This window comes from Psychrobacter sp. 1U2, assembly GCF_051847575.1.
The window spans coordinates 41,164-63,422 of record NZ_JBPYDC010000006.1; the positions used below are offsets into that span (position 1 = coordinate 41,164).

Sequence of the window (22,259 nt, forward strand, 5' to 3'; positions counted from 1 at the left end):
AGGAAACACAAGCATGGTCCAAGATAACTCGTCGCAGGCAAGTTTCGCTCGCTTATGGCGTCAGGTCGCATTTGTACCCGTGCTGCACAGTAGGTGGTTGACGCCAGAGGCTAGGGCGCGTCTGACCGCGAAGGTAACAGAGGCTGAAATCGGTCATCGCGGTGAGGTGTTCTTGATTATAGAAAATGCTTTGCCAATTCAGGCCGCTTATCATATGAATGCGCGCGCGCGTGCTGTTGATTTATTTAGCGATTACCGTGTTTGGGATACCGAAGAGAACACCGGCGTTCTAGTCTATGTCAATATCTGTGAGCAAAGCTTAGACATCATCGCAGATCGTGGTATCAGCGCTCATGTTAGCCCAACAGTATGGCGAGCCATGTGTGATAAGGCGGTTGCTGGTATCGCTAGTAAAAAAGTCGAGGAGAGTCTAGCCGATTTGCTCGATGAAATTGGACAGCTGCTGCGCCAATACTATCATCTCGAACACGATCCAGCTGGCAATGAGCTATCTGATGGGGTGGTTTTTTTGAAGTAAAGCTAAGTAAAAGAACGTATAACAGAGTACATAATAAAGGTAAAAAAGATGATTGAGCTGATAAAGAAATTGCCGAAAGCGGAGTTGCATTTGCATATCGAAGGGTCACTTGAGCCAGAATTGATGTTTAGACTAGCCAAGAAGAATAAGGTGGCTATTCCTTATGAAACAGTAGAGGATGTGCGCGCGGCTTATAATTTTACGAATCTACAGAGCTTTTTGGATATCTATTATGCCGGGGCGAATGTCTTAATCACTCAGGATGATTTTTATGATTTGACTTGGGCTTATATTTCGCAGTGTGTGGACAATAACATTGTCCATACCGAGATATTTTTCGATCCGCAGACCCATACTGAAAGAGGCATTGAGTTTGCAACGGTCATCAGTGGTATCAAAAGAGCACTTGCAGATGCTCATCAGCAGTACGGTATCACCTCAGCTATTATCATGTGCTTTTTGCGTCATCTGTCTGCGCAAGAGGCCTTTGAGACCCTAGAGCAAGCCTTAGCTTATAAAGATGATATTATCGGTGTCGGTCTCGACTCAGCAGAGATAGGCAATCCGCCAGCTAAGTTTGAAGCGGTGTTTAAACGCGCCAAAGCAGAAGGCTTTAAACTGGTCGCTCACGCCGGCGAGGAAGCTGATTTTAGCTATATTAATGAAGCTTTGGATCTATTAGCGATCGAAAGAATCGATCATGGCGTGCAATCGATCAATAGCCCCGAGCTGATGCAGCGCCTAAAAAAAGAGCAAATACCGCTCACCGTCTGCCCGAACTCCAATATTGAGCTCAAAGTATTTGACGATTATCCGCAGCACAATATTAAAGAACTACTAGACTACGGCTTAAACGTCAGTGTCAACTCTGACGATCCGGCTTATTTCAAAGGCTATATCAATCAGAACTTTATTAACCTTTCTGAGCATATCGACTTATCGGCAGACGATATTATCACTTTGGTCAAAAACTCCTTTAAATCAGCGTTTATCAGCGATGAGTTAAAGCAAGCGTATCTTGATAAAGTAGATGCAGCAGTGAATGCTTAGTCACGCAAATGTTTAATTAGGGTCTGTTGAACATTCGACCGTGGCACTGATAGAGACTATTTTTTAGACGATTCAAAGGTAAAAATATCTAGTTTAGTCATTCTAAGCGGATATTTTTAGCAAAGGAGCGGCAAAAAAGAGTCCTGTCTCTACGAGCTGATACTAAAATCGCTCTATTCGTTGTAAAAATCTAGCCAAGGCATCTGCATTACCTGCGATTTTTACCTAGACTAGAACCATTTTAGTTATCAGCAGTGCCTTCTTGTGAATGTTCAACAGACCCTATATGTAGCCTTCGTTTTAACAGGCTACTTGTCTAACTTTTCGACTACCTTTTCGATCAATAAAGGCATGACGGCTCCTGCTTTTGCCGCTAATGTGATGTCTACGACTGTATTTGGCGTAGGGTTAGGGTTGATTTCAATGATCCGCGCGCCGTTTTGCTTGGCCAATTGAGCAAGCCCTGCCGCTGGATAGACGAGGCTTGAAGTACCGATACTCATAAAGACATCGCAAACCGCTGCCGCCTCTTCAGCGGTTTGCCAAGCGGCAACGGGTAGCGACTCGCCAAACCAAACAATATCAGGCCGGATATAACCGCCGCACTGCGTGCAAGCGATGAGCTGCTCATCGAAATCGAGCGGCTTATCTTTAGCGTTGGGGTGGTCTTCATAAACGCTATCGCACTGACTACAGCGATTCTTCCACAAATGACCGTGCAAGTGTATAGCTTCGCTTCCTGCTTGCTCGTGTAAGTCATCGACGTTTTGAGTAATTAAGGTGAGGTGCTGCTGCAATGGAGAGCTAGCGGATTGCCACTGCGCCAAGGCCTGATGCGCCGGATTGGGCGCTTTGTCATGCACCAGCTGCCGACGCCACTGATACCAAGACCATACCAGCTTAGGATCGCGCGCAAAAGCGATAGGGCTGGCTAAGTCCTCTGCGCGAAACTTCTCCCATAGACCCGTTTGCTTATCTCGAAACGTCGGGATACCGCTCTCGGCTGAAATACCGGCGCCAGTCAAAATACAAACGCGTTTGGCAGACTGCAATAATTGCGCCGCCTGTTCAACATGTCCTATTAACTCTGTTGATAATTCTGCTACCATGACGGAATCCTCATTCTGCAACCTTTATAGTCAACGTACTTCAATAACACTCAATTCAATAACGATGGATGTATGCCTTTATGATAGACGGAATATGGTGGCTTGTCATATTGCTAAGTGTTGTGGCCGGACTGTGGCTACTCGCCAAGGCTCGCGGCGCAAAAGCGGCTAATAGCGCCAGTACTAATAAACTGCCAAAAAACGACGCGCTGCAAAAGACTGCTGCTTTACTCGAAAAGAGCTTTCCTGAATATCAGGTTAGCCGCAAAGCCAAGCATCTACTCGTCAGCCGTCAGGGCAAAAAAGTCGCGATGATCACTATCGATAACAGCGTAGCTGCCGGTCAACGTAAATTAGGTGAGGTGCCAATTATTAACTATCACCGCACTCCTAGCCGTGAGTTGTTAGCCGCTCATTTAGCAGACGCGAAGTAGACCAAACCTAAATTTAGCTACAGCTAATCCTAAATAAAATAAACACGTTGTATTGTTCTATAGCGGAATCCTTACACTAAAAAGTTCTACAGAATTAGCAATAACTGACGGTTACGAAGAAATCCCTCTGTAATTTAGTCATTTTACTTATTAGTTAGCGGCTAAAGTTTAATTTTTCTATACAATAAAGATTAAATAAAGTATATTGAGGTGATAGGGCAACTTTGCTCTATATAAAAAGAGTACTTTATGAGTAATGTTCGGTTCTTTTCGTATTCGTTGGCAACTTTTAGTTTAATCGCCTCATTAGCCGCCATTCTTATTATCAATATAGTTTACTAAAGATAACGACGTAACAAGGTAAGCGTCATACAAAAATCATAGTAAGACCATAGCGAATTAAAGCAAGAGTAAATTGATATGGCAATTTTGAGCGGTTAAGAATAAGAGTAGAAGCCTTTAAGAGGGCTTTTTTTATGCCTGTAAATCGTGACTAGACGCGAGCTGACTTCATGCAACTTGTAATAACATTGTGCTTAAATAATAAGCGAAGTTATCATAGAGTTTGATGCACACTATGCGGGAGTCAATCATAATCTTCTGTACATTATTAATAAAAGATTAGGATATTGTTGTAAATTAATTTAACAACAGATTTAACAACATTTCGTTATCGCTAATAGCCAGAATTTATTTTTGAGTGATTACTCGCCCTTTGACTATTTCACTTTGAATAGAGCCTTCTTAAATTGCTAAAACCAGTTTTCCATCTTGTTCAGATAAAAAACCTTCTTCTATTAAAGTCCCTATATCCCGATAAAAGGTTCGCTCCGTGCGATTACTGTATAAAGCCTTGATTTGCGGATTACGCAATAATGCAGCAGAGGTGTAATTATCACTAAGCCCCATCATGACCATAATAGTATTAAACTGTCTTTCAGAAATCACTTTGTTAAACTTCGCATTATTCAAACTGCCTTGATACAGTAAAAAACCAATTAATTGATTGCATTGGTCATGCAAGTCATTAATCGTTTGCAGCATACCCTCCATCACAAAATCAATAAAAGCTTGATTGGGCATGTCCTTTTTATCTTTGGCTTGTTTGCGGCAATGGTTGAACAAAGCAAGGTACTCATGAATGTTTTTTTGATAGTACTGCCATATAGCTGATGATGACAGTCTATATCCTGATTGCTCATATATTAGCATCTCAATTAAGCGCCCCGTCCTGCCGTTGTCGTCCCAAAAGGGGTGAATAAGCTCAAAGTAATAGTGGGCTAAACTTGCCCGAACAATCACGTGCTGACCAATAATAGCAGGGCTATTTAGCCACTCAATCCAAGCCTGTAATAGATGCTCAATGTCTTTAAGGCATTTAGGCGGCTGATAACGTCCTCCATGCTCCGCATTGCCTACATAGGTCTTTTGCCATTTTTCATTATCTCTAAACTGCCCGACGGGGTTATGGCCTTCATCTAAACCTTGCGAGACCAAAGCATGCAGGTGTGTAATATCTGCTAATAAGAAGGGTTTGCCTTGTGTAGGCTCAAACTGTAGATTACGGTGTTTGTTTACCCATAGCAAAGCGTCTTTTAGATTAAATAAGCGTTTTTCGGCTGTCTTCTGAAACTCTTTTGGGTCGGTATGTAAGATACTATCTGTTTCTTCTTCGCTGAACTCTCCACCCTCAATGGTATTGGTGCTGTAAACACTACTGACCAAAACTTTATCTTGAATTTTATCTATAATTTCTGGCACTGTTGGCGTCTTGTTAAAGCGTAATTGAGCATCATCGATACGTCTCAAAAGCGCTTCATCAGCCAAGCAGCCAAGCGTAAAGGTGAATGCGCCAGAACGATGGGTCATTACTCTAAGTGTGTGATCGTCAATCCACTCTTTAGACTGTTCTGCCATAAAAGTAACCCCAATTTTTCAAAGAAAATGTCAAAGAAAATGTCAAAAGTAATTTTGGTTGAAACTATTATAGGACAAAGGGTTCAGAAAAATATACACTAAAAATGTCAAAGAAAATGTCAGGGTTTTTGACTAATCAAGATGAAAAATACTTAAATGGGTGTAAAACAGGCGCAAATAGTATGCGTTTTCTTTTCATTTTTTCGCACTAATTCGTACTTTTGATCGCTCTTACTTTCTAATTATGGCTGATCGCTTGGTTTTACGCTTTCAATGAAAGGGATATACTTCAGCTCCAACTTTCAACAATACTGGTAACCTTTTGGTTATCGAGCAGTTGGTCACCGATTTTTGCAAGGTAGAATGCATGGGGTGAAATGTGTCATTTATGAGTAATAGAAGAATAGTCCAGCTCATAAAGTCCATTATAAGAAAAACATACAGCCTATATAGAAAAGACTTTCAAAGAAAACAAAGACACAAAAAAACCTCAAACAATCTAATGCTTGAGGCGAAACTTGAATAGCACTTAAGTTTAAAATCATGGTGCGCTCGGCGGGAATCGAACCCACGACCCTCGGCTTCGGAAACCGATACTCTATCCAACTGAGCTACGAGCGCTTGTCTAAAATAAAGACCGCTTAGTCTAACAAATAAAAGCAGCAAAGCCAACGACTGATGTGGGGCTTTATGCTTTTTTGCGAAAAAACAGCTTAGTCAGTAAACAAGCATGGCAATTTACCCGCCTTTTCCCTTATAATGTTAGGGAGAATTCATACTGATAAATAATCACCGATGACAAGTGCGCCTGCATATAGAATAATAATGCCTGCTGCATAATGGCCAACTAGAGAGTTATCAAAGTTATGCCGTTATAAGGATAAGGCGTCAGCTATTCAAACGCCGCCGCTTGTCTACGTAATAAGAGAACGTGACGAATGAGAAAAGTAGTGATGTTATCGGCAGCTGCCATTCTAGGAATCGCTAGTATCGCTGTGAGCCAAGCTGAAGAAATAGTAGACACTCCTGTAGCCATCTCTGATGTAGAGGAAGCGCAGGAGGTGGTAGAAAACGCACCGCAAGTGTTGGGTGACGAAACCCAAGCGGCGGCTGATACCACCGAAGAAGTAGCAGTGGCTGAAGGTGATGCGGAAATGGCTGAGGACGACGTGGCGGCTGACGAAACGGCGCAAGTGGCAGCAGCGCCTGCGGTTGAAGAAGAGCCTATCCCTGAAGACACACCACAAGTGCAAAAGCTTATCGCTTTATATCCTAATCTCATTGCTCGTATTCAGCCTGTCGGCAACGTCTGTTTTGAGGGCGAGACTTGTAACGTCACTACTCGTGCAGCAGGTCCTGCAGCTGGCGATGGGCCGCGTGATGGCGCAACGGTCTACAATGCCGTATGCCAAACTTGTCACGCTTCAGGTCTATTGGGTTCACCTATATTAGGTGACGCTGGTGCTTGGGGTCCGCGTATAGCTCAAGGCGCTGATACGTTATACACTCATGCCATTCAAGGTTATAACGCTATGCCTGCCAAAGGTGGCGCTGATATTCCTGATGAAGAAGTAGAAAACGCGGTCGATTATATGATTGCCGAAGCGAGCTAACGGACTTAATTTTACCAATGATCCGACCAATTTTGAGCTAGTTATTAATAACATAAGCCTATCAACGAGCGCCTATTTCATTAACTGAGATAGGCGTTTTTTGATGGCATACTGTCAATGGCGTGCTATTGCGACATAGTACGAAAGACAGTACTGCTAGCTTCACAATAATTAAAGTGATGATTAGAATTATTAATATCGTGTTTAAGGCTTTTAGACGATAGGTCAGTTGAAATATCTCTCAATCAACCTCACTTAGACAGCTTGCGGTAATAATGATAAAACTATCTTATAGAAACGTTATAAACTATTTATATAATCAATAAAGAGGTCTTCATGTCTGAGGTACCAGCACTTGAAATCAAAAACTTATCCAAGACTTATGATAATGGGTTTTCGGCTTTAAAAGGAGCCAATCTAACTGTGCCGCAAGGCGGGTTTTTTGCGCTGCTCGGGCCTAATGGTGCTGGCAAGTCAACGATGATTGGCATCATCAGCTCACTGTTTAAACCAACGACTGGCAGTGTGGAGATCTTTGGTACCGACTTATTAGCCAATCCTTCAGTCGCTAAGCAGTACCTTGGCATCGTGCCGCAAGAGTTTAATTTCAATATGTTTGAGAAGGCTGAAGATATCTTGATCACGCAAGCGGGCTACTTTGGCATACCTGCTAGTGAAGCTAAACCACGTGCCAAGCGCCTGCTAACTGCTTTAGGGCTATGGGATAAACGCGGGAGTAAAGCGCGTGAGCTGTCGGGCGGGATGAAGCGGCGTTTGATGATTGCTCGCGCTTTGATTCATAAGCCAAAGCTACTCATCCTCGATGAGCCGACAGCGGGTGTTGATATCGAGCTGCGCCGCTCTATGTGGGAGTTTATGCAGCAGATCAACGTCGAAGAAAATACGACGATTATTTTGACCACGCATTATTTAGAGGAAGCTGAGCAGCTGTGTAAGCGCATCGCTATCTTGGATCACGGTGAGATACGCATCAATACTGAGATGAAAGATTTGCTCGGACAATTATCAGTTGAGACTTTTGTTTTGGACTTAACGAAACCGCTGACAGAGTCTTTGGTTATTGAGCAAGTCACTGATATTGTACAGCCCGATGAGATGACTTTGGAGGTCACCTTAACCCAAGGGCAGACTCTCAATTGCGTGTTTGAGCAATTAACAGAGCGCGATATCGCAGTGGCAAGTATGCGTAACAAGTCGAACCGGCTAGAAGAGTTGTTTATGCGTTTGGTGGAGCAAAATATACAGAGTGCAGATAGCATGAAGGAGGCAGGACTATGAGAAAGCCCGTCATTGTAGATCCGAATGAGTCTATGTCTTGGAGTAAAAAATGGGTGGCTTTTAATACCATCCTACTAAAAGAGATCCGCCGCATCCTGCGTATTTGGCCACAGACATTGTTACCTCCTGTCATTACCATGACCTTGTACTTTATTATCTTTGGCCGCATGATCGGCGATAGAGTTGGTGAGATGGGCGGCGTACCTTATATGCAGTTTATCGTGCCCGGCCTTATCATGATGGCGGTGATTACCAATAGCTACTCGAATGTGGTCTCAAGCTTTTTTAGTGCTAAGTTTACCGCCAGTATCGAAGAGCTGCTCGTCTCTCCAGTCTCTAAGCATGCGATTTTAACTGGCTATATCAGCGGCGGTATCTTCCGCGGCTTAGTGATTGCAATTATCGTCTCTATCGTTGCGCTGTTCTTTACCGACTTAGGGATTGAGCATTTATTCGTCACTATCTTTACGGTACTCGGAACGTCTATCTTATTCTCGTTAGGCGGTTTTATTAACGCAGTATTTGCACGCTCATTTGATGATATCTCTATCATTCCAAGCTTTGTTTTGACACCACTGACCTTTTTGGGCGGGGTATTTTATTCGATGGAAGATTTATCGAGCTTTTGGCAAAACGTGTCGTTATTGAACCCGATTGTCTATATGGTAAATTCCTTTCGCTACGGTATTTTGGGTTACTCTGACGTCAATGTTTGGTATTCGATGGCGGCTATTTTTGTCTTTTGCGTTGTGTTCTATATTATCTCTTATCGTTTATTAAGCGATGGCTCGCGGATTCGCTTATAAGTTGGTTTTAAGACGATTAATTTTGAACAAGTAACGTTTAATAGCAAAGACAAAAGGATATTTATGAGCATCCACGGTATTTTGGGCGAGCAAACCACTGATTATCCAACTACATACAGTCCTGAGACTTTATATCCTATTGCTCGCAGCTTAGGCCGTGACACTATTGGCTGGCAAGCAAATAAGTTGGAGGTTGGAGTCGACTGGTGGCATGCCTTTGAGATGTCATGGCTCAACACGCAAGGTGTCTCGCAAGTGGCTATGGCACGTTTTAGTATTGCTGCGACCTCCGCTTTTATCGTGGAATCCAAATCGCTTAAGCTTTATCTTAATAGTATTAACTTTACTGAGTTTGCTAGCTGGGATGAGGTAGAGGCGTTATTAACTAAAGATCTATCTGCTTGTGTACAAGGTGAAGTGAACGTTGAGCTATTTGATTTGAATAACAAAGAATCAGAGCTGTTAATTACTCAGCCTAACGGCATTTGTATTGATAATGCGCTAGCAGATAGCGCCGATAAGGTGGCTCTGACACTGTATCCTGATGCTTCGCTATTACAGAGCCAACCGATAAATATTACACAGTCAGTACCTAGTAAGGAGAGTAGTGAGCCTTACGCTTTTTATTCCAATCTGCTGCGTAGTAATTGCCCGGTGACCAATCAGCCCGATTGGGGAACTTTGGCGGTAGAGATGAGTAGCGATATCAAAGTTGATGATGCGAGTATGCTGCGCTATATTTTGAGCTTCCGTCAACACAATGGCTTTCATGAGCAGTGTGTCGAGCAGATATTTGCCGATTTGAGCGAGGTTTATCAGCCTACAGCGCTAATGGTTAGAGCTTGGTACACGCGCCGCGGCGGCATCGATATCAATCCTTGCCGCGTCAGTAATATCTCGCTACTGCCCAAACCGAGCCGTTTGATTCGCCAGTAGCGGATACTGATTAAGCCTGCAGCAGAAAAAATAGCCTAGCTCAATCAATGAGCTAGGCTATTTTTTTACACTAAAGAGTATTAACCAACTACCTTTGCCAATACTTCATCACGGCTAAGCATTTGTTTTTCGCTATCGCGGCGATCGACGTACTCGTATTTGCCTTCAGCCAAGTTACGATCGGAGACCACAATACGATGCGGAATACCAACCAACTCAAGATCGGCAAACTTGACGCCTGGGCGTTCGTTACGATCATCGAGTAGGACATTGACGCCTTTTGCTTTTAGTTCTTCATAAAGTGCAGTCGCCGTTTCCATCACAGTATCTTCTTTTGACTTCATCGGCACGATAGCGACTTCAAACGGCGCTAATGAGTCATCAACGTTTGGCGTTTGTGGCCACATGATACCGTTCTCGTCATTATTTTGCTCGATAGCAGCAGCGATAATACGGCTAACGCCGATACCGTAGCAGCCCATCATCAAGGTGACAGGCTTGCCATCTTCGCCAGAGACAGTAGCATTCATCGCTTGCGAGTACTTATCGCCCAACTGGAAGATATGACCGACTTCGATACCGCGCTTGATTTTTAAAGTACCTTTACCATCAGGTGAGGGGTCGCCCTCTTGGACGTTACGGACATCGACGATGCGAGTGATACGCGTGTCACGCACCCAGTTCATACCGATAGTGTGTTTATTAACGACATTCGCGCCCGCCACAAAGTCGGACAAAGTGGCCGCTGAGCGATCGACAAACACCGGCATATCTAGATCAACGCCGATATAGCCTTTATGTAGGCCTGCCGCTTTTAGCTCTGCATCAGAGGCTAGGGTTAAAGGCACATTAGCCTCTTCAATTTTTTCAGCTTTGATGGTATTGAGCTGATGATCACCGCGCAGCACCACTGCAATGAGCTGCGGGGTATCATCTTCTTTATGACCATGAACAATCAAGGTCTTGACAGTATTAGCTAGCGGGATATCTAAGTGTTCAGCGACCATTTTACAAGAGGTCATGCCTTCGGTGAGTACATCTTCGCGCGCTTGCTTAGGCGGCTGGCGCTCGGCCATGTTGAAGGATAAAGATTCGGCAAGCTCAACGTTTGCCGCATAGTCAGAGGAATCTGAAAAGGCAATATCATCTTCGCCGCTGTCGGCTAATACATGGAACTCGTGCGAGGCAAAACCGCCAATAGAGCCGGTATCCGCTTGTACCGCACGGAAATCTAGGCCTAGACGGGTGAAGATACGCGTATAAGCGTCATACATATCCCGATAAGTCTTGGCAAGCGAGGCTTGATCGACATGAAAAGAGTAGGCGTCTTTCATGGTAAATTCGCGCGCACGCATTACGCCGAAGCGCGGACGAATCTCATCGCGGAATTTGCCTTGAATCTGAAAAAACGTAATCGGTAGCTGCTTATAGCTGCGTAGCTCGCTTTGAGCCAATGTGGTGATGACCTCTTCGTGCGTAGGCCCGAGTACAAAGTCGCGATCATGGCGGTCCTTGAAACGCAAAAGCTCAGGGCCGTAATCTTCGAAACGCCCGGTAGTTTGCCATAGCTCAGCGGGCTGAGTCATCGGCATAAGCACTTCTTGCGCGCCGATATTTTGCATCTCCTCACGGACGATACGTTCTACCTTTTGTAAGACGCGTAGTCCTAAAGGCAACCAAATATAGAGTCCAGAAGCGATTTTACGAATAAGACCGGCACGCACCATCAACTGGCTTGAGGCGATATCGGCATCACTTGGGGTTTCTTTTAGCGTGGCGAACAAGAACTGACTGGCTTTCATAAATAAAGCGTAACCTTATCTTCAATCATACAATAAATAAAAAAGACGCTAAACGTAAGGCTAAAATTTTATGCCAGCGCTAGCTTGCCTTGGTAAGAAGTCGCTGAAACGATTTAATTAACGATTTTATAATAGAGCTTTTATAGTGCCTCAGCGTAACCTGTCTATGTTAGGTAAAGTTAGGCTCAGACGCAATGACTTTTTGTCATTTCCACCATAGCAAGTCCTTATTACAAAAACAAAGCGAATGATTAAAATATAACTTAATCGATATTTGTGTTGACAATGAGTAGCGACTCCTTGAAGTTAGGCGCTTTGATAGCATTTAAGTAGCAGTGTTTTTTTGTTCTAAGCTAATGATTTTAAAATAAATATCCTGCACTGAAGATTTGAAGCTGCTAACGTTTAGCGTTAATAAGCGTTCTATCAATAACCAATAATCCATAACAAGGTAGCCGCTATGAGCACTCCTGAGCAACCCGCATCTAACCCTAATAATAGGCTTGTTAAAGAGCGTAAGCCGAAGCCAAAAATTGCCAAGATGTCGTGGCTACTACTCTTTGTGGGTCTAGCGGCGTTAGCCTTTGCGATTTATATCATGCAAGACTCTAGCGAGCAAGAGCCCGTTGAGACGATTACTAGAGAAGGCGTCGTCACCCAGATTCAGCAGCTTAATCGCCTGCAAACGGTGGCATTTAGTGTCGATACCATTATTACCAGTGAGCGCGAGGGCAGTTGGGCGAAGCTTTGGCAAGATGAGCAAAAGGCTTTGTTTATCGCTAAAGGGCGCGTACAAGCGGGTATTGATTTGAGTGCCTTAACGCCAGAAATGGTACAAGTAGTACAGCCTACCCAGACTCTCGACGATAATAATGAGCAAAACGCGAGTAGCGAGACGCCTATCTCCATCATGCCAAAGATTAATATCACCATACCACCTTCAGAGGTGTTTGCTGTATACCTTGATGATATCGAGATATATGACTGGCAGACAGGAGCGTTTGGGATGATGCAAGTCGATCCGGCAATATTGGCGCAAGCGCAAAGTATGGCCAAAAAAGAAGTACTTGAGCGCGCCTGCCGCGGTGATGTGATGACTTTAGCGCTACAAAACGCCCAACAACAATTGCAGCAGTTATTTGCGATGACCGGAGCAGTAGTCACTGTTACCACGCAAGGCGCGGGCGCTTGTCGGATGCCGGTGAGTACCGCGAGTTAATTTGGTTTGAAAGGGTAAGTTTTTAAGTATTCAACTAAGTATGCAAAAGAGCGCTAAGTTACGATAACTTGGCGCTCTTTTTACGTCGGCTTTTAGATCAACACTTAGCTATTCTTTATTTTTTAAATTCAGCAATAGCCAGTTTGCGCACTTCTTTATGCTCAACCATAGGCGCAGGGTAATCGACCTCCGCAAACTTGCCGACTTTTTTCAGCGCCTTACGCATTTTGTCCTCAGAATGTAAGGTGCTAGCAGGAACGTCTTTGAGTTCTGGCAGCCAAGCTTTGATAAACTCGCCCTGACTGTCATGGCTTTTGCCTTGACTAAAGGGATTCATAATGCGGAAATAAGGCGCAGAATCTGTACCAGTGGAAGCGCTCCACTGCCAGCCGCCATTGTTAGAGGCAAAATCACCATCGATCAGCTGCTGCATAAAATAGCGCTCACCCCAGCGCCAATCTATGAGCAAGTCTTTGGTCAAGAACATCGCCGTCACCATGCGCAAGCGATTATGCATAAAGCCTGTAGCGTTCAAACAGCGCATCGCAGCATCGACTAAAGGCACGCCGGTTTTGCCAGCGCACCAAGCGGCAAAGTCGTCCTCGTCATAAGACCAGTTGATCTGCTGATCTGTCTGCTCTTTGTAGGCTTTGTGCTGCACAAGTTTGGGTCTGTCCACTAGTACATGACGATAAAAGTCTCGCCAAGCCAGCTCACTTATCCAGCGATTGATGTCATCGTTGTCGCTATCGTTGCCATGCAGTTTTTCTTGTGCTTGTGTCGCTTGCAGGTAACACAGCCTTGGACTAATAGTACCAATCGTTAAGTAAGCAGACATATGGCTGGTGCCTTGCAATATGGGCTTATCACGGCTGACATCATACTCGTTTATATCATCGGCAACAAAGTCGCTTAGACGCTCAATGGCTGCCCCTTCACCCGCTGGGTAATCCTCGCGTGCTTGCTTAAGCTGCGCTTGTTTATCGGTGTACTGCTGCTTGTCATCTTTCTCTACCGTTTTTTGATACTCAGCGACTATTTGCTGGGCAAGATTTTCTATACTTGCGCTAGTATTGGCATTGTCTTTGGCAGACTTTAGCGCCATGGATTTTATGCTGTTTGTAGTTTTATTATTAGCCGTCACTTTTGCAGACTCATGAACACTAAGCGAGCCTGCCTCAAGTGTATCGCGCCATTTTCTATAAAACGGAGTAAAGACCTTATACATGCTGTCGCCGTCATTAGTCGTAATACTCAGCGGCGGCAATATACATTGATCGTGATGGCGGATAAACTCTATATCGTCTTTTTTTAATTGCTTAGCTAATTGTTTATCACGGTCAATCTCATTGCCTTCGTACTCGTGATTGGCCATGATAGTCGTGATGTTTAACTGCTGACAAAGCTCAGAGATGGTTTTGATAGAGTCATCGAAATCTTTGCAGAGATAAATGTTCAAAGTAATGTTTAATTGCTCTTCTAAGTCCTGGGCTAGAATCGGTAAAGTGCGCGCAATATGATCGACTTGTACGAGCGAGTCATCATGCTCATGCCACTGATCAGGAGTGATAAAGTAGACTGCGGTCACAGGTGCTTCATGATTATTAGCCTGCTCGCAAATAGCGGCCAAAGCGGTGTTGTCATGTACACGCAAATCACGGCGAAACCACATCAAATAGTGAGGCGACTTTGAAGCATTATCTGGCTGCTCCTTATTATCGTTATCTTTAGCGCTGCTAGTTGCCGCGGTCTTTTTAGACATTGAAAAATCCTTATGGTAATCATAAACAAAACTATGAATAAAAGTATGCTAGGATAAGTTTTTGGATGCAATTGGTTTGCTCTTCATTTAACAAATTATATCCATTCCTAATGATAGACGTTTCGATCAATAACTACCGCTAAATTATTAAGATAACCCCTAAATTAACTGGCTAAGGTTAAAAGATGCAAGTAAAGTTTTGCGGATTTACTCAGCTCGCTGATATCGAAATAGCCGCCCAGTTAGATGTAGACGCTGTAGGCTTAGTGTTTTTCCCGCCGAGTCCGCGTGCGGTGACCATTGCACAGGCGCAAAATCTGCTAACCGCAGTGCCGGCCTTTACTAGTGTCGTGGCGTTAGTAGTGAACATGGAGCAGAACGAGCTGTTAAATTTAGCAGACAAAGTCGCCTTTGATATCATTCAATTTCATGGTGATGAAACCCCTGAGCAGTGTCAGCAGCTAGCTAATAGCACCCATAAACGCTGGATAAAAGCGCTACGCATCAATAGCGAGCAAGACACCTTAGCAAGTGTGAAAGCTAAAATAGACAGTTTTGCGAAAGCAGGAGCGAGCAGTATTTTACTCGATGCTTATAATCCGCAGAAATATGGTGGTACTGGCGATCAGTTTGATTGGGACTTGATCCCAAAAGATAGTGCGCTGCCTATTATTTTGGCAGGCGGGCTAGATGCTGATAATGTTGCCGCGACTCTAGACCTACCTATTTATGCGCTTGATGTTAGTGGTGGGATCGAATTGGCGAAAGGTAAAAAAGATAAAGACAAAATGCGCGGCTTTATGAAAGCGGTGAAACGAGATCGATGGCAATGATCGGTGAAGAGATTGACTACGGCCGAGATCAAGCAAAAGGGTTTTATCGATTTACTTGGCTCTGCTGTATTTTAGGTATCATTGTTTTCAGCTCTCTGGCTTATATTGGACTGGTTGAGCAGCACATAGCATTAGGCGGTAGATATGGCTCGCCTGTTTCTCATTATACGGGTGCAGCCGCTGTCTTTCACGGTTATTTTTTCTTTAGCTGCGCTTATGGCTGTTTTGCTGCAGGGTTTTGGTATTGGCAATTCAAGTATTTGATTTGGATACTGCTAGCTGTCATTTGGCTAGGCTGTTTATTCTCCATTCATTATTTCATTCCATAAATACTATTGCTAACCCTATATAGCCCACTGTTTCTGCTACGTTGCCTTTAATATACAAGCATTTTTAACACATTTATTATCTATAGGATATTTTGATGAGTACTATAACCGAAGCTAATTCAACACAAACTATCAATACTTTTACTAATCCAAAAGACGTAACCGACTTCAATCAATACCCTGATCCCCGCGGTCATTTTGGGGTACATGGTGGCCGTTTTGTCTCTGAGACTTTAATGGCAGCGCTAGAAGAGCTTGAGACGCTATATACCAAAGTCAAAGCCGATCCGGCCTTTTGGGAAGAGTATCATAACGATTTGGTCAATTACGTCGGTCGTCCAACACCGCTTTATCATGCCAAACGCTTAAGTGATGAAATCGGCGGCGCGCAAATTTATTTTAAGCGTGAAGATCTCAATCATACGGGCGCACACAAGGTTAATAACACTATCGGGCAGGCGCTACTCGCGAAAATGTGCGGCAAAAAACGCATTATCGCGGAGACTGGTGCGGGTCAGCATGGCGTAGCAACGGCAACTATTGCCGCGCGTTTAGGCCTAGAATGTATCGTCTATATGGGCGCGGACGACGTCGAGCGCCAAAAGATGAACGTCTACCGCATGCGTTTGCTAGGCACAACAGTAGTGCCAGTGACTTCAGGCTCGCGTACCTTAAAAGACGCGATGAATGAAGCCATGCGCGATTGGGTGACTAACGTCGATACCACTTATTATATTATCGGTACGGTGGCAGGCCCGCATCCTTATCCCTTATTAGTGCGTGATTTCCAAGCGATTATCGGTAAAGAGACGCGCGTACAGCATCAACAGCAAACGGGTAAATTACCAGATGCGCTGGTGGCTTGTGTCGGTGGTGGCTCGAACGCTATTGGTCTGTTCTTTGACTTTTTAAATGATACCGACGTGAAGATGTATGGTGTTGAAGCGACGGGTGATGGTATCGATACAGGTCGTCATTCTGCGCCACTAGCGGCGGGTCGTATTGGGGTGTTGCATGGTAACCGTACCTACTTAATGGCGGATGATGAAGGTCAAATCCAAGAGACGCATTCGATCTCTGCTGGACTTGATTATCCTGGCGTTGGCCCTGAGCATAGTTTCCTAAAAGACATGAACCGGGTCGAATACGTCGGCTGTACCGATAAAGAAGCGTTAGAAGGCTTCCATGAAGTTACCCGTAAAGAAGGCATTATCCCAGCTCTTGAGACTGCGCACGCTTGTGCTTATGCGCTCAAGCTAGCCAAAACCATGACCTCTGAGCAAACCATCGTCGTCAATATGTCAGGCCGCGGCGATAAAGATCTGCATTCGGTGATGAGCGCAGAAGGCATTGAGTTGTAGTATTCAATAAGATGATCAACAGAGGCTAATAATAGCCTCTTGTTTTATTAAATAATAACTAGAGAAAATTATGACCCGAATTGAAAGCACCTTTAAAACGTTAAAATCACAAAACAAAAAAGCGCTAATTCCCTACGTGATGGCAGGCGATCCAAATCCTAGTAACTTTGTCGGTTTGCTGCATGACTTAGTCAAACACGGCGCGGATATGATTGAGGTTGGCTTGCCGTTTTCTGATCCTATGGCGGATGGCCCAACCGTTGCCCTAGCAGGCGAGCGCGCTTTAGCTGCTGGTACCAGTACCCGTGATGCGCTAAATATGGTAAGCGAATTTCGTAAGCAAGATACACAGACGCCTATTATTCTGATGGGCTACCTCAATCCCGTTGAAATCATTGGTTATGATAACTTTGTCGCTTTATGTGAGCAGTCGGGCGTCGATGGTATCTTGATGGTGGATTTGCCACCAGCAGAGGCGGGCAGCTTTACTCAGCATTTATCCGAGCATGCGATGAATGAGATCTTCTTATTATCACCGACCACTTTGCCTGAGCGCCGTGAGCAAGTCTTGACTCATTGTGGCGGTTATATTTACTACGTGTCGCTCAAAGGCGTCACCGGTTCGGCAACGCTTAATACAGCTGATGTGGCGCAGCAAGTACAAGCGATCAAAGCGGAAACCGAGCTGCCGGTCTGTGTTGGTTTTGGTATTCGTGATGGTGCTTCTGCCAAAACCATTGGTGAGCACGCGGATGGTGTGATTGTTGGAAGTGCGTTAGTGCAGAACTTTGCCGATATTGATGCTAATGATAGTGAGGCGGTAGCCGAAGCGCAGCAGCGTATTATGGCTAAGATGGATGAGCTAAGAGATGCTTTAGACAGTTTGTAGTATTACCGCTATTTAGGGTTTGATATTCTATCGGCTCGAGCAAGCTATCGTTAATAACCGCTAATAGCAATGGGTTTAATAGCTTTGCTAATTTTAGTTTACGTGTGTAAACTAAGACCATATCTGCAATGATGCATAAGTAGTAATCCATAACACTATAAACGGTTATGAGTAAACGTGCCTGATAACCTTTTGATAATGGCGAATAATATGACTGAAACTATAAAAAAACCTGGGATATCAGAGGATAGTGCCAAACCCAGTACCGATACAGCTGGCCAATCGTGGTTTAATCGTCCTGTACCCGGCATAAAGCAGCAGCTCACCCCACAACTAACAGCAGTTGAGACTGAGCCTTCAACCAAGTGCCCAAATTGCCTGTCGATGATCACTAACACTGCGCTTATCTTTAACTGCTATGTCTGTCCGCACTGCGATCATCATCTCGCGATGACGGCTCGCGAACGCTTGCAATGGTTTTTGGAGCAAGTCGATGGCGAGATTGGGCAAGAGTTTGTGGCAAAAGATCCCTTAGGCTTTGTCGATAGCAAGCCTTATCCAGAGCGTATGACTCAAGCCCAAACCAAGACTGGAGAGAGCGAAGCGCTTATTGTGCTATACGGTAAATTACGCAATCTTGAAGTGGTAGCGTGCGCTTTTGACTTTCAGTTTATGGGCGGCTCGATGGGGTCGGTAGTCGGTGATCGTTTTGTACAAGCGGCGGAGAAGTCCTTAGCAGAGCGTAAACCCTTAGTTTGTTTTGCTGCCTCTGGCGGCGCGCGTATGCAAGAAGGGCTACTGTCCTTGATGCAAATGGCGCGTACCGCAGCTGCTGTTGAGCGCCTGCGTCTAGCCGGTATTCCTTATATCGTGGTGTTGACCAATCCCGTTTATGGCGGCGTTACGGCATCGCTTGCGATGCTCGGTGATATCCATCTAGCTGAACCAAAAGCGATGATAGGTTTCGCCGGTAAGCGGGTCATTGAACAAACCGTCCGCGAGACCTTAGAAGAACCATTTCAACGTGCTGAGTTTTTGCTGGAGCACGGCGTTGTTGATGAAGTGGTGCATCGTCATCAAATGATAGACACCATTTATCGCTTACTTGCCAAGCTCTGTCATCAGCCTAATGTTGACGCTTAAACAAAGATTTAGTATTGCTTTGAGCTAAACTAAAAGCTTCTTTAATAGCATTTACCGTGAATAGCGGTAAATGCTATTTTTTGGTTTTGGGTTGTCGTTTTGAACTATGGTTTTGCCTAGTTTTGCTATACACTTTGAGGCAAATATAATTACTATTATACTTCTCTTTTTGCCCATTTTTGAGATAGGTTGTTTATGGATTCCTCTTCTATGACTATTCAGGCGAGTACGCCTACTAACGACTCTAGCCTGACTGAATGGCTAGATTATATGCAGCAGATTCATGTCTCGGCGATAGATATGGGACTCTCCAGAGTGCTGCCTGTCGCTGAGCGTTTAGGAGTCGTCCAGTCGGCCAAAGAAGATACCTACATTTTTACGGTGGCAGGCACCAATGGCAAAGGTTCAACGACTGCGATGATTAGCGAGCTATGTCAAGCTGCGGGTTATAAGACCGCGCTCTATCAGTCGCCGCACTTAATTGAATTTAACGAGCGCGTACGTATTAATGGCGAGATGGTTAGCGATGAGACCTTAATCGCCGCTTTTCATCAGGTTGAGGTCGCAAGGCTGCAATGCGGATTAACTTTATCCTTTTTTGAGATGACGACTTTAGCTGCACTTTTGATCTTCTCTGAAGCTGACTGCGAGGTTTGGGTGTTAGAAGTTGGCTTAGGCGGGCGCTTAGATGTGGTCAATATCATCGATCCTGATCTGGCGGTGATTACCAATATCGGTATCGATCACGTAGATTGGTTAGGCGATAATATTGAGACGATTGGCCGTGAAAAAGCCGGTATTTTACGCGAGGGTATTCCCTTGATTTATGGTGCTACTGAAATGCCCGACAGCATTGTAAAACTTATTGAGCAGCATAACGTGACTTGTTATCAAGTCGGGCAGGACTTTTATTACCGTGAAGTAGAGGCTAACTGTGAAGTCAACAATAACAGCGAGGATAAAAAAAATACCAACGTTAAGCCCACTTGGCAATATAGTAATGCAGCAGTGACGCTACAATTACCGCGTCCAAAGCTATCACTGACCAATACTGCCAATGCAGTATCAGCCGTGCTAGCCAGTCCGCTCGATATCGGCATTGACGCTATCAAGCAAGCCTTAAGCAGCGTCAAGCTAGCAGGACGCTTTGACTATCGGCAGATAGCTGATCGGCACTGGCTATTCGATGTCGCCCATAATGAGCATGGCGTTGATTTCATGCTTGCGCAGTTATTAGCGCTTTGGCAACAGCATAGGCAACAAGCCAATAATAAAACGGCGACGATTAAGATAGTGTTTTCTATGCTAGCGGATAAGGATATCGAGCTGGTTATCAAACGTCTCACTCAGGCCGATTTGCCAATATCTGAGTGGTTTATCGCTGAGATAGATTATCCAAGAGCGGCAAGCGTTGAGCAATTAGTAGCAGCGATGAGCGCTCATATTCCTCAAGATAACATCCATACTTTCGAGAGTCTACCACAAGCGGCAAAAGCTATTATTTTGGACAGTCAGCCACAAGATCTTCTATTAGTTTGCGGCTCTTTCCATACCATTGGGGAGACGCTTTCAGCTTTAGCCATAGAGTTAATATAACGCTAGAGTAGAACTTTTCATAAAGTAAAGTTGTCAAAATCCGCCGATAAATACTTTTAATTTCCTGATTGTATTTAGTGATAATTATAGCTAAGCTTTTGGTAGCCTATTGAAGTAGCACGATAGCAGACAATATGAAAAAATTGTTTTATAATCAAAGCGCTTTGCCATGATAGTCATAGGCTTTATAAGTGGAGGCTAAATCATTTATAGTAAAAACGGTATTGATTTATCAGGTAAGTTTGCACTATAAGCTGTGCGCCTAAGGGTCTAAAGGTGTTAAGTGATTATTGTTACCAACTGAGGAAATGAAACGGATGAATTTTTCTAGACAAGCCTTATTGGGCATAGGCATGATTATTGGCGGTAGCGTAATGCTGTATGCCATGGTGCAACAGATTGGAACAAATGATAATACAGTTGCGACACCAGCGATTGTTGAGAAAAGTACTGATGAGCAACAGCCTATAACCCCGTTGACGACAGATATTGAAACTGAAAAAAAGCTATTGGCTCAAAAGCAAAAAGAGCGGGCCATTCGAGTGGCGGAACAGGAAAAGCGTGCGGAACAGTTTTTGGCTGAGCAAGAATCTGCAGAGGCACAAGCTCTAGCCAAAGCGCGAGCGGAAAACCAACGTTATATTGATAATGCTACGCCTGCAGCTGCCGAAGAAGAGTCGACACAAGAGACGCCAATTACCCCAGACACTCCTACGGTACAGTCGCAACCAGCTACGACTACAGCGACATCCGCTAGTACGGACAGTCGCGCTGAAGAAGACAAGCGGCGAGCAGCCGAGGCAAAAAGAGTCGCTGAGCAAGAGCAGCAGCGCGCCGCTAAGCAAAAAGCAGAAGCTGAGGCGCGAGAAAAAGCGGCGGCTAAAGAACAAGCCGAACGCAAAGCCGCTGAGCAAAGAGCGGCAGCACAAAAAGCCGCTGAACAGAAGGCGGCTGAGCAAAAAGCACAAGCAGCCAAGTCTGAACCACCGAGCTCACCGAGCGAATATAAGGTCAAGTCCGGTGACGGCTTAATCAAACTAGCGCGTCAGTACAATGTGCCTGTCGAAGCTTTGGCACAGGCCAATAATACTTCACCATCCGCTGCCCTACAATTAGGTCAGACGATTACGATTCCTTCTCGCAAACAGATCCAGCGTCTAGAACGTGAAGCGGCAGAAGCGGAGCGCAAGCGTGAGCAAGAAAAAGCGCAGGCACAGGCAAAACGTGATGCCCAGCAGCGCTTGGTAGAGGCGCGTAAGGAAGTCAAAGAGACCGATGCAAAAGGCAGCTTTGGGGTGCAAGTGTCGCTGGCTAGCGATGAAGAAGCTGCCGAAAGAGTCGCTAAGAAATTTAAAGATGCCGGATATCAAGTGACAACGAGTAAGACCAGTCGCGGCGTCCGCGTCGTCGTTGGTCCTGAGCGCGGCAAAGTTGCAGCACTGGCGCTAAAAGATAAGATCAACAATGACCCCAAAGTAGATACGAGTGGTGCTTGGGTCAAATACTGGTAGGCACTTACTTTTTGGCTAGCATCTATTTTTAGCTCAAAACACGACATATATTGTCGTGTTTTTTATTTTACAGGTTGCTGATTAAAATAAGCTTGTATACGATAGCGGCTGT

General features: G+C 44.7%; 19 protein-coding genes and 1 tRNA gene. 15 read left to right on the forward strand and 5 right to left on the reverse strand.

Features of this window, described 5'->3' with window-relative positions:
• Positions 1 to 13 precede the first annotated feature (13 nt).
• A complete protein-coding gene (locus ACS8FD_RS04490; protein ID WP_439274662.1) occupies positions 14 to 538 on the forward strand; it encodes a TPM domain-containing protein in 525 nt (174 codons plus the stop codon).
• Positions 539 to 586: 48 nt separating this feature from the next.
• Positions 587 to 1,588, forward strand: a complete 1,002-nt coding sequence (locus ACS8FD_RS04495; protein WP_439274663.1) for an adenosine deaminase — start codon at positions 587 to 589, stop codon at positions 1,586 to 1,588.
• A 308-nt stretch (positions 1,589 to 1,896) separates the two neighbouring features.
• On the opposite strand, the gene ACS8FD_RS04500 is transcribed toward ACS8FD_RS04495, so the two are convergent.
• Positions 1,897 to 2,697, reverse strand: coding sequence for an NAD-dependent deacylase (locus ACS8FD_RS04500; protein WP_439274664.1), 801 nt, complete (start codon positions 2,695 to 2,697; stop codon positions 1,897 to 1,899).
• Positions 2,698 to 2,777: 80 nt separating this feature from the next.
• On the opposite strand from ACS8FD_RS04500, the gene ACS8FD_RS04505 reads away from it, so the two are divergent.
• Positions 2,778 to 3,131, forward strand: a complete 354-nt coding sequence (locus tag ACS8FD_RS04505; protein WP_439274665.1) for a hypothetical protein — start codon at positions 2,778 to 2,780, stop codon at positions 3,129 to 3,131.
• 744 nt (positions 3,132 to 3,875) lie between these two features.
• Here ACS8FD_RS04505 and ACS8FD_RS04510 read toward each other — a convergent pair.
• Together ACS8FD_RS04510 and ACS8FD_RS04515 are read right to left on the reverse strand one after the other, a co-directional pair.
• On the reverse strand, positions 3,876 to 5,048 hold the full coding sequence (locus ACS8FD_RS04510) for a Fic family protein (RefSeq protein ID WP_439274666.1): 1,173 nt from the start codon (positions 5,046 to 5,048) through the stop codon (positions 3,876 to 3,878).
• Positions 5,049 to 5,592: 544 nt separating this feature from the next.
• A tRNA-Arg gene (locus tag ACS8FD_RS04515) sits at positions 5,593 to 5,669 on the reverse strand.
• 332 nt (positions 5,670 to 6,001) lie between these two features.
• On the opposite strand from ACS8FD_RS04515, the gene ACS8FD_RS04520 reads away from it, so the two are divergent.
• The 4 genes from ACS8FD_RS04520 to queF all read left to right on the forward strand — a co-directional run bounded on the left by ACS8FD_RS04520 (position 6,002) and on the right by queF (position 9,702).
• A complete protein-coding gene (locus ACS8FD_RS04520) occupies positions 6,002 to 6,661 on the forward strand; it encodes a c-type cytochrome (RefSeq protein WP_439274734.1) in 660 nt (219 codons plus the stop codon).
• A 336-nt stretch (positions 6,662 to 6,997) separates the two neighbouring features.
• Positions 6,998 to 7,960 carry an ABC transporter ATP-binding protein gene (locus ACS8FD_RS04525; RefSeq protein ID WP_439274667.1) on the forward strand — a complete coding sequence of 321 codons (963 nt, stop codon included), beginning with the start codon at positions 6,998 to 7,000 and terminating at the stop codon, positions 7,958 to 7,960.
• A 32-nt stretch (positions 7,961 to 7,992) separates the two neighbouring features.
• Positions 7,993 to 8,766, forward strand: a complete 774-nt coding sequence (locus tag ACS8FD_RS04530; RefSeq protein ID WP_439274735.1) for an ABC transporter permease — start codon at positions 7,993 to 7,995, stop codon at positions 8,764 to 8,766.
• Positions 8,767 to 8,829: 63 nt separating this feature from the next.
• On the forward strand, positions 8,830 to 9,702 hold the full coding sequence (gene queF / locus ACS8FD_RS04535; protein ID WP_439274668.1) for an NADPH-dependent 7-cyano-7-deazaguanine reductase QueF: 873 nt from the start codon (positions 8,830 to 8,832) through the stop codon (positions 9,700 to 9,702).
• Between the two features lie 80 nt (positions 9,703 to 9,782).
• Here the strand turns inward: queF and ACS8FD_RS04540 are convergent, their stop codons facing one another.
• Positions 9,783 to 11,504 (reverse strand): proline--tRNA ligase, encoded by a 1,722-nt coding sequence (locus ACS8FD_RS04540; protein WP_439274669.1) that lies wholly within the window; start codon positions 11,502 to 11,504, stop codon positions 9,783 to 9,785.
• A 460-nt stretch (positions 11,505 to 11,964) separates the two neighbouring features.
• Between ACS8FD_RS04540 and ACS8FD_RS04545 the strand changes: the two genes are divergently transcribed.
• Positions 11,965 to 12,723 (forward strand): DUF4230 domain-containing protein, encoded by a 759-nt coding sequence (locus tag ACS8FD_RS04545; RefSeq protein WP_439274670.1) that lies wholly within the window; start codon positions 11,965 to 11,967, stop codon positions 12,721 to 12,723.
• 115 nt (positions 12,724 to 12,838) lie between these two features.
• On the opposite strand, the gene ACS8FD_RS04550 is transcribed toward ACS8FD_RS04545, so the two are convergent.
• A complete protein-coding gene (locus ACS8FD_RS04550; protein ID WP_439274671.1) occupies positions 12,839 to 14,485 on the reverse strand; it encodes a cryptochrome/photolyase family protein in 1,647 nt (548 codons plus the stop codon).
• A 185-nt stretch (positions 14,486 to 14,670) separates the two neighbouring features.
• Here ACS8FD_RS04550 and ACS8FD_RS04555 point away from each other — a divergent pair, with 185 nt between their 5' ends.
• The 7 genes from ACS8FD_RS04555 (at position 14,671) to ACS8FD_RS04585 (ending at position 22,147) form a co-directional block, all read left to right on the forward strand.
• Entirely contained in the window at positions 14,671 to 15,318 is a 648-nt protein-coding gene (locus ACS8FD_RS04555) for a phosphoribosylanthranilate isomerase (RefSeq protein WP_439274672.1), read from the forward strand.
• Positions 15,309 to 15,647: a hypothetical protein gene (locus ACS8FD_RS04560; protein ID WP_439274673.1), complete on the forward strand. Its 339-nt coding sequence runs from the start codon at positions 15,309 to 15,311 to the stop codon at positions 15,645 to 15,647. Before ACS8FD_RS04555 ends, ACS8FD_RS04560 begins: the two co-directional genes overlap by 10 nt.
• Before the next feature lie 95 nt (positions 15,648 to 15,742).
• On the forward strand, positions 15,743 to 17,008 hold the full coding sequence (trpB, locus tag ACS8FD_RS04565; protein WP_439274674.1) for a tryptophan synthase subunit beta: 1,266 nt from the start codon (positions 15,743 to 15,745) through the stop codon (positions 17,006 to 17,008).
• 70 nt (positions 17,009 to 17,078) lie between these two features.
• Positions 17,079 to 17,897: a tryptophan synthase subunit alpha gene (trpA, locus tag ACS8FD_RS04570; protein ID WP_439274675.1), complete on the forward strand. Its 819-nt coding sequence runs from the start codon at positions 17,079 to 17,081 to the stop codon at positions 17,895 to 17,897.
• A 198-nt stretch (positions 17,898 to 18,095) separates the two neighbouring features.
• Positions 18,096 to 19,040 (forward strand): acetyl-CoA carboxylase, carboxyltransferase subunit beta, encoded by a 945-nt coding sequence (gene accD / locus ACS8FD_RS04575; protein ID WP_439274736.1) that lies wholly within the window; start codon positions 18,096 to 18,098, stop codon positions 19,038 to 19,040.
• A 195-nt stretch (positions 19,041 to 19,235) separates the two neighbouring features.
• A complete protein-coding gene (folC, locus tag ACS8FD_RS04580; protein ID WP_439274676.1) occupies positions 19,236 to 20,636 on the forward strand; it encodes a bifunctional tetrahydrofolate synthase/dihydrofolate synthase in 1,401 nt (466 codons plus the stop codon).
• 317 nt (positions 20,637 to 20,953) lie between these two features.
• On the forward strand, positions 20,954 to 22,147 hold the full coding sequence (locus tag ACS8FD_RS04585; RefSeq protein ID WP_439274677.1) for an SPOR and LysM peptidoglycan-binding domain-containing protein: 1,194 nt from the start codon (positions 20,954 to 20,956) through the stop codon (positions 22,145 to 22,147).
• Positions 22,148 to 22,259 lie beyond the last annotated feature (112 nt).

Coding starts and splice junctions, on each gene's coding strand:
- ACS8FD_RS04490 (WP_439274662.1), top strand. CDS start 14: ATGGTCCAAGATAACTCGTCGCAGGCAAGTTTCGCTCGCTTATGGCGT.
- ACS8FD_RS04495 (WP_439274663.1), top strand. CDS start 587: ATGATTGAGCTGATAAAGAAATTGCCGAAAGCGGAGTTGCATTTGCAT.
- ACS8FD_RS04500 (WP_439274664.1), bottom strand. CDS start 2,697: ATGGTAGCAGAATTATCAACAGAGTTAATAGGACATGTTGAACAGGCG.
- ACS8FD_RS04505 (WP_439274665.1), top strand. CDS start 2,778: ATGATAGACGGAATATGGTGGCTTGTCATATTGCTAAGTGTTGTGGCC.
- ACS8FD_RS04510 (WP_439274666.1), bottom strand. CDS start 5,048: ATGGCAGAACAGTCTAAAGAGTGGATTGACGATCACACACTTAGAGTA.
- ACS8FD_RS04520 (WP_439274734.1), top strand. CDS start 6,002: ATGTTATCGGCAGCTGCCATTCTAGGAATCGCTAGTATCGCTGTGAGC.
- ACS8FD_RS04525 (WP_439274667.1), top strand. CDS start 6,998: ATGTCTGAGGTACCAGCACTTGAAATCAAAAACTTATCCAAGACTTAT.
- ACS8FD_RS04530 (WP_439274735.1), top strand. CDS start 7,993: ATGTCTTGGAGTAAAAAATGGGTGGCTTTTAATACCATCCTACTAAAA.
- queF (WP_439274668.1), top strand. CDS start 8,830: ATGAGCATCCACGGTATTTTGGGCGAGCAAACCACTGATTATCCAACT.
- ACS8FD_RS04540 (WP_439274669.1), bottom strand. CDS start 11,504: ATGAAAGCCAGTCAGTTCTTGTTCGCCACGCTAAAAGAAACCCCAAGT.
- ACS8FD_RS04545 (WP_439274670.1), top strand. CDS start 11,965: ATGAGCACTCCTGAGCAACCCGCATCTAACCCTAATAATAGGCTTGTT.
- ACS8FD_RS04550 (WP_439274671.1), bottom strand. CDS start 14,485: ATGTCTAAAAAGACCGCGGCAACTAGCAGCGCTAAAGATAACGATAAT.
- ACS8FD_RS04555 (WP_439274672.1), top strand. CDS start 14,671: ATGCAAGTAAAGTTTTGCGGATTTACTCAGCTCGCTGATATCGAAATA.
- ACS8FD_RS04560 (WP_439274673.1), top strand. CDS start 15,309: ATGGCAATGATCGGTGAAGAGATTGACTACGGCCGAGATCAAGCAAAA.
- trpB (WP_439274674.1), top strand. CDS start 15,743: ATGAGTACTATAACCGAAGCTAATTCAACACAAACTATCAATACTTTT.
- trpA (WP_439274675.1), top strand. CDS start 17,079: ATGACCCGAATTGAAAGCACCTTTAAAACGTTAAAATCACAAAACAAA.
- accD (WP_439274736.1), top strand. CDS start 18,096: ATGGCGAATAATATGACTGAAACTATAAAAAAACCTGGGATATCAGAG.
- folC (WP_439274676.1), top strand. CDS start 19,236: ATGGATTCCTCTTCTATGACTATTCAGGCGAGTACGCCTACTAACGAC.
- ACS8FD_RS04585 (WP_439274677.1), top strand. CDS start 20,954: ATGAATTTTTCTAGACAAGCCTTATTGGGCATAGGCATGATTATTGGC.